We start from the raw sequence: 6,303 nt of genomic DNA, 5'->3' as shown, positions 1-6,303 counted from the left end.
CTCTTCAAGTCCGCTCGACTTGCATGTATTAGGCATGCCGCCAGCGTTCGTCCTGAGCCAGGATCAAACTCTCCAATAAAGTATTGAAAAGAGCGATAAGCTCATTTTGAAACTGACGAGATTAAAAATCTCATTTATTTTACTTTGAAATCATACAGTCCGAAGACGTGTACCGATTTCTCAGCGTCGATCTTGCAAGCAAGATCGTTACTCACTCGTTGTTCAGTTTTCAAAGATCAAACTTGTTTCATTGCCGCGTGTTGTTCACCTCAGCAACTTTTATATCTTATCACATCCGAACCAACTTTGCAAGCTCTTTTTTTAAGTTTCTTTCGAAGCTTATTTCATTCGCTTGCCGCACCGTGTTTCTCGTGTTTTCTTGGCCGGAATTAGAATATACCATGTACAGATTTCGAATGCAAGCTTTATTTTCAATTTATCTGTGAGGGGTTCTCTTCTTCCTCTCTACTCCTATTTATACCTTATACGATACTCATCCCTCATCAGCAATTATCTTTCTAATCTCGGAGAACTGCAGTTTCATCATACTACACTAGTTTCTATTATATATAGTAGAGTGTCTTTCAAACTGGCTATATCAAGCTGCTATTTAATTCTCGTCGTGCTGTTTTTCAAGTTTGCTATTTTAGTGTACACATTAGGTCCTGATGATCTCACCATCCGATCCGCTTACATCAAAGAAAACCAACGTTATGCTTCTTAGTCAACTCACGCATCAATTTACAGGCATCTTACGCAACAGACCATGCGAATGCAGCATAAATCACTTCTTTTCCAAGCGAGTATTCTGTTAATCGATTATCTGCTCCCGCTCCTTCCATCGCTTCAAACACATCATCGTCCACATTCATAGAAAGAAATGCCCGAATAGGAATGCTCCTCCGACCACTTTCGACTACTTTGTATGCTCACTATACCATCTTCATAAACGACGCTTTATCAAATGGAGCTCTTGGCTGGATAAAAAATCATCAAATCATAACTCATGTATGTTCCTCCTTTATATATAGAAGAAAGAAGAAAGTCAAAGTTCATGCTACATATATAGAAGAAACAAAAAAGCGAAAGCCCCGTTAATGTACCAAGGCTTCCGCTTCTTTTCATTTGTACAATAATAAATACATCATAAGTATCTGACCCAATCCATTCAGTCAAACCTTTATTCCCCACCTATAAATACATACCGACATATAACAATGATAGCCAATATCCACATAAGCCAGTGTATCTTCACTTTGCGATCCGTAACCAGGTTACCGAATACGGCCAGGATTACATAAGATACAATCCCTGCAGAAATCCCGTTTGCAATTCCTCCAGTGAAAGGCATCAATACGATGGTAAGAAACGCCGGGAAAGCTTGCAGGAAGTCATCCCACTCAATGCTACGAACCTGATTCATCATCAAGACACCCACGATGATCAACGCCGGAGCTGTTGCAGCGGACGGAACAACCAATGCAAGTGGAGCAATAAACAAAGCCAGGATGAATAGGATACCTGTCGTTACAGAGGTCAGACCTGTACGTCCACCAGCTTCGACGCCTGAGGCACTTTCAACGAATGCGGTAATTGTACTTGTACCCAGTGCAGCCCCTGCACTTACACCCACTGCATCCACGAGCATTGCTTTACCAATTGTTTTCTCGCCTTTCTTCTTGTCCTTCATAATCCCCATTCGTGTTGCTGTACCCACCATTGTTCCAAATGTGTCAAACAGCTCTACAAAGGTGAAGATGAAGATGATTTCAAACAATCCAAGGCTGATTGCACCTTTCAAGTCCAGTTGTCCAACCGCCAAATCACTGAAGTTAGGCAACCAGCTTGCACCAGACAATCCGCTGAGATTCGTAACGCCCATGGGGATACCAATCAACGTTGTAGCAATGATACCGATTAGCAATGCACCTTTGACGCGCATAACCATCAGTACAGCAATAATGAGTAGTCCAATCAGTGCCAGTAACGCATCATGATGAGTGATGAAATTACCCAAAGACAGATTAAAACTGCTGCCCGGAATCGGTTGGCTCAGATCTGCATCAGGTGCAACATTGACTGTTACAGCGACCAGATTAGCCAGTTTGAAACCTACAATGGTAATAAAGAGACCAATACCAACGGTGATTGCCATTTTTAATGAGTCTGGAACTGCAACGAGCAGCATTTGACGAATTTTGGTTACTGTCAAAATAATAAACACGATACCAGAGATAAATACGGCTCCGAGAGCTGCCTGCCAGGAAATCGCACCGTTGGAACTCAGAACCACGGTCATGAAGTAAGCGTTCAAACCCATACCTGGTGCAAGGGCGATCGGAATGTTAACGAACAATCCCATAATGATGGTCATCAGACCAGCACCCACGGCTGTTGCAAAAAATACTGCATTGTCCGACATACCGGCTCCGGCTGATCCCAAGAACAACGTGTTTACGAAAAGAATGTACGCCATTGTCATAAAGGTAGTAAGACCCGCAACAATCTCCGTTCTAACGTTCGTTCCGTTTTCTTTTAATTTAAAGAAACGATCCATAATTCAATAATTCCCCCTTAGAGATGTTGAAGCCTTTTGAAAAACGACAAATACCCCTGAGATGAATGCATCACCCAGGGTTTTAACTGATGAGGAGTGGCACGGTGCCAATTAGGGAGAACAAAAAAAATTCTAATGTGCGTGATGTCATGCCCGACGCAATCATGTAGAATTCATGTGCTCAGCCTTCTCCTCTTCGTAGCCAGATCATTAGGGTGATCTCGTAGAGACTCCCAGGCCAATCCCCGGGATTATACGAAGTAGTATGCGCTATTTGTGTGTTTCCAATCACTATTTTAGGAGGGTTACCTCTAGTTTGTCAATGAGAAAAACGAATATTATTATCACTTATCATATAAATCGTTCGTATTATTTAACAAAATGAACCAGTTCAGCGGTTTACCACCCAAATTAAACTGAGGTTTCACAAATCAAAAAGCTACCGCAATCAAAGGTGGCAGGCACACTTTGATTGCGGTAGCTTCATAGGTTACCGTTACCGAGAGGATGGTTATGTGATGAGGATCATGTATTTAGATATTCAAAAAAGCTTAGGTATAGAGAGAGCAGGCTGCTACGGTTACTAGTTCATTTTTTTACATGATAGATCCTATGCCATATATTCTAATTCTCTGTATGAAGCACGTCCTGTGCCTGCTGTTGTTCCTGACCTGTATTATCGGTCGATCCCTCAGACAATTCCTGATTCTGTGCTTGATCGGAAGATGAATCTGCTGCCTCTAAGTTCACAAATGAAGAATCTCCCGCACCAAGAGCCAAGTCCTGCATACCCGAGCCGCATCCTGCCAGCATCACCATCAGAAACGCACTTCCAATGCCCATCTTCCATTTGCTCATATTGTCGGTTTTACGCATACATTCAATTCTCCTTTCAGTTGCCATATAACCTTATTCTGTACTTAGTGTACAAGCCCGACATGAAAATAATATGAAACGAACTTAAAAAAGAAATTAAATATTCAGAGATTCATCGTTATACCACCATCCGCTCTCATCCCACATGCCTGCTGCCATTATCGCCTGCTTCGCCACTTTTTGCTGTTTGGCACTTTTCAAATGAACGATCATTCTTTCCAAGGATTTATGATAAATCAGGGATTCGATATCTTCGGCATTAATATGCTTCATTTGCAGAAGAGCGAGCTCTTTCAGACTTTTGGAAGTCTTTGCCCAGTCAATATTCTCCACATTCACATTGTTCAGGAAAACACGCTGTAATTCAGTCAGATTTTCAAGAGACGGCAGACTCGTTAGATGCGGCTGGTCCTCTATCCCTAATAAGCGCAATCCCTTCAATTCAGGCAATACGGATAGGTCAGATAATCCTTTCACCCTTTGGAGCTTCAACAATTGCAAGGAATCCATGCCCGCAAGGCTATCCAGATTCTCTGCTCCACCAAAACTGAGATGAAGTTCGCGCAAACCCGTTAAATCTTTTAAGTATCCCAATTCCTTTAATGGCATTCCCGAAACATAGAGGGACCGAAGTGAAGACAATGTTCCGATCGTTTCGATGTTAGTTGTATGACCATTCACACTCAGCGTTTTAAGTTCGGTAAAGCGGTTAAGTACGGACAAATTGGTCTTCTTTGTTTTAGTTTTGCCGATGCGGAGCTGCTCTAAAGTGTTAGGTACAAGTGTTAATACATCAAGAGATTCCGCTTCAAATACGTCAAAAGCAAATTCTTTTAACCTTAGCATTTCACCTAAGCCCTCAATCCCATGAACGCGTCTATTACAATCAATCACAAGCTTTTCTACATGGTTCATATATCTTAGACCAGACAAGTCGCCAGATTGCGAATGAAAGCCATATATGCGAAAAGTAACATCGGGTCTGTTGGCAAACAGCTCCTCATTCAATATCTGCATCAGGTTCACATCCGGGATATTGTGCTCGCTGTATTGAACAATCTTTAGCTCAGGATGAGCCGTAAATGCGACAACCTCCTCACGAGTCCATCCCGGGTTGAGTTCGATTCTTTCCTTCATCCGCTATTATTCCTCCTTACAGAGTTTCTTCTTCGTAATATCTATTGGTTGGTCCATTGATTATCTAAACCAAAGTATAAATAACGTCTGGCGCAAACACAAAATGAAAAGAAAAAAGAGACCGAAGCTCCTTTGACGGAAACTCCGATCCCTTGTTATTAAATCTGTATAGATAACTTCTATTCCCACTCAATCGTTGCTGGCGGTTTGGAAGTTACGTCATACACGATACGGTTTACGTTATCCACTTCGTTAACAATCCGCACGGAGATTTTCTCCAATACGTCCCAAGGGATACGTGCCCAGTCAGCTGTCATACCATCGATGGATGTTACAGCACGGATACCTACAGTATAGGAATACGTACGCGCATCACCCATAACCCCAACACTCTTCATGTTAGGCAGGGCCGTAAAGTATTGCCAAATTTCGCGGTCAAGACCGGCTTTGGCAATCTCCTCGCGCAGGATGTAGTCCGAATCACGAACGATTTTGAGCTTGTCCTCCGTTACTTCGCCCAGTACACGGATAGCAAGACCCGGACCTGGGAATGGCTGACGCCATACAATTGCTTCTGGCAAACCGCACTCTTCGCCGACTTTACGCACTTCGTCTTTGAACAAGGCACTCAGTGGTTCGATCAGCTTGAAGTTCATGTCCTCAGGCAATCCGCCCACATTGTGGTGGGATTTGATAGTTTGAGCTGTCGCTGTGCCACTTTCCACGATATCCGTGTACAGTGTACCTTGCGCCAGGAATGCAAAATCATCAAACTGCTTGGATTCTTCGTCAAATACGTAAATAAACTCGTTACCGATAATTTTACGTTTTTGTTCCGGATCATCCACGCCTGCCAGTTTGGACAGGAAACGCTCTTGTGCATCGATTTTGACAACTTTCATGTCGAATTTGCCGACGAACGTCTCCATTACGCTCTCCGCTTCGCCTTTACGCAGCAGACCATGGTCGATAAACATACATGTCAGTTGGTCACCGATGGCTTTGTGAAGCAATGCAGCAACAACGGAAGAATCTACACCGCCGCTAAGTGCGCACAATACTTTACCATCGCCCACTTTTTCACGGATATCCTTAATCGTATCTTCGATAAACGTCTCCATGCTCCAGTTGCCTTCGCAACCACAGATTTCGTACAGGAAGTTTTTGATCATTTCATTACCGCGAACAGAGTGACGTACTTCTGGATGGAACTGAACAGCATACAATTTGCGCTCATCGTTGCTCATCGCTGCGATTGGCGCACTTTCCGTGCCTGCATCCAGTTTGAATCCAGCAGGAAGAGCAACCACGTGGTCACCATGACTCATCCATACCGTATGTTCACCTTCGATACCTTGTGCAAGAGCAGAACCTGGTGCAAACTCGATATCCGCTTTACCGTACTCACGCTTCTCGGAACGCTCCACTTTACCATCAAGCTGTTGCGCCATAAGCTGCATGCCGTAACAAATTCCGAAGATTGGCACTCCCAGATCATAAACGGCCGGATCTACGTGTGGTGCATTTTCTGCATAAACGCTAGATGGTCCGCCCGAGAATACGATTCCTTTTGGTGATAATTCTGCGATTTTCTCCGCCGGTGTGTTATACGGCAAAAGCTCGCTGTATACGCCCAGATCCCGGATTCTTCTGGCGATTAACTGGTTGTATTGGCCCCCAAAGTCAAGGACAACCACTATTTCATTTTGCTTATTCATTACCGAGCCTCCCTC

4 protein-coding genes, 1 rRNA gene and 1 riboswitch are annotated in these 6,303 nt (G+C 43.5%); all 5 genes read right to left on the bottom strand.

All coding sequences use genetic code 11. The features are described 5' to 3' along the window. Positions 1-79 (bottom strand): 16S ribosomal RNA (locus tag BLV50_RS24065); the annotation flags it as partial. Between the two features lie 1,101 nt (positions 80-1,180). Then, positions 1,181-2,557 (bottom strand): NCS2 family permease, encoded by a 1,377-nt coding sequence (locus BLV50_RS24060; protein WP_063568417.1) that lies wholly within the window; start codon positions 2,555-2,557, stop codon positions 1,181-1,183. 179 nt (positions 2,558-2,736) lie between these two features. Then, positions 2,737-2,836: riboswitch (purine riboswitch) on the bottom strand. Positions 2,837-3,181: 345 nt separating this feature from the next. Beyond that, the gene (locus BLV50_RS24055; RefSeq protein WP_218135425.1) at positions 3,182-3,415 is read right to left on the bottom strand and encodes a hypothetical protein; all 234 of its coding nucleotides are present in this window, start codon (positions 3,413-3,415) and stop codon (positions 3,182-3,184) included. A 114-nt stretch (positions 3,416-3,529) separates the two neighbouring features. Then, complete coding sequence (locus tag BLV50_RS24050; RefSeq protein ID WP_090810383.1) at positions 3,530-4,570, bottom strand: leucine-rich repeat domain-containing protein; 1,041 nt, start codon at positions 4,568-4,570, stop codon at positions 3,530-3,532. A gap of 179 nt (positions 4,571-4,749) precedes the next feature. Next, positions 4,750-6,288: a glutamine-hydrolyzing GMP synthase gene (guaA, locus tag BLV50_RS24045; protein WP_063568414.1), complete on the bottom strand. Its 1,539-nt coding sequence runs from the start codon at positions 6,286-6,288 to the stop codon at positions 4,750-4,752. Positions 6,289-6,303 lie beyond the last annotated feature (15 nt).

The sequence above is a fragment of the Paenibacillus sp. 276b genome (assembly GCF_900107875.1).
Taxonomy (GTDB): domain Bacteria; phylum Bacillota; class Bacilli; order Paenibacillales; family Paenibacillaceae; genus Paenibacillus; species Paenibacillus marchantiae.
The sequence above is the reverse complement of the archived record's forward strand: the minus strand, read 5'-3'. Positions and strand labels throughout refer to the sequence as shown.

What these genes read in the sequence shown, in the direction of transcription:
- guaA (WP_063568414.1), bottom strand. Translation starts at nt 6,288, where the DNA reads ATGAATAAGCAAAATGAAATAGTGGTTGTCCTTGACTTTGGGGGCCAA.
- BLV50_RS24060 (WP_063568417.1), bottom strand. Translation starts at nt 2,557, where the DNA reads ATGGATCGTTTCTTTAAATTAAAAGAAAACGGAACGAACGTTAGAACG.
- BLV50_RS24050 (WP_090810383.1), bottom strand. Translation starts at nt 4,570, where the DNA reads ATGAAGGAAAGAATCGAACTCAACCCGGGATGGACTCGTGAGGAGGTT.
- BLV50_RS24055 (WP_218135425.1), bottom strand. Translation starts at nt 3,415, where the DNA reads ATGAGCAAATGGAAGATGGGCATTGGAAGTGCGTTTCTGATGGTGATG.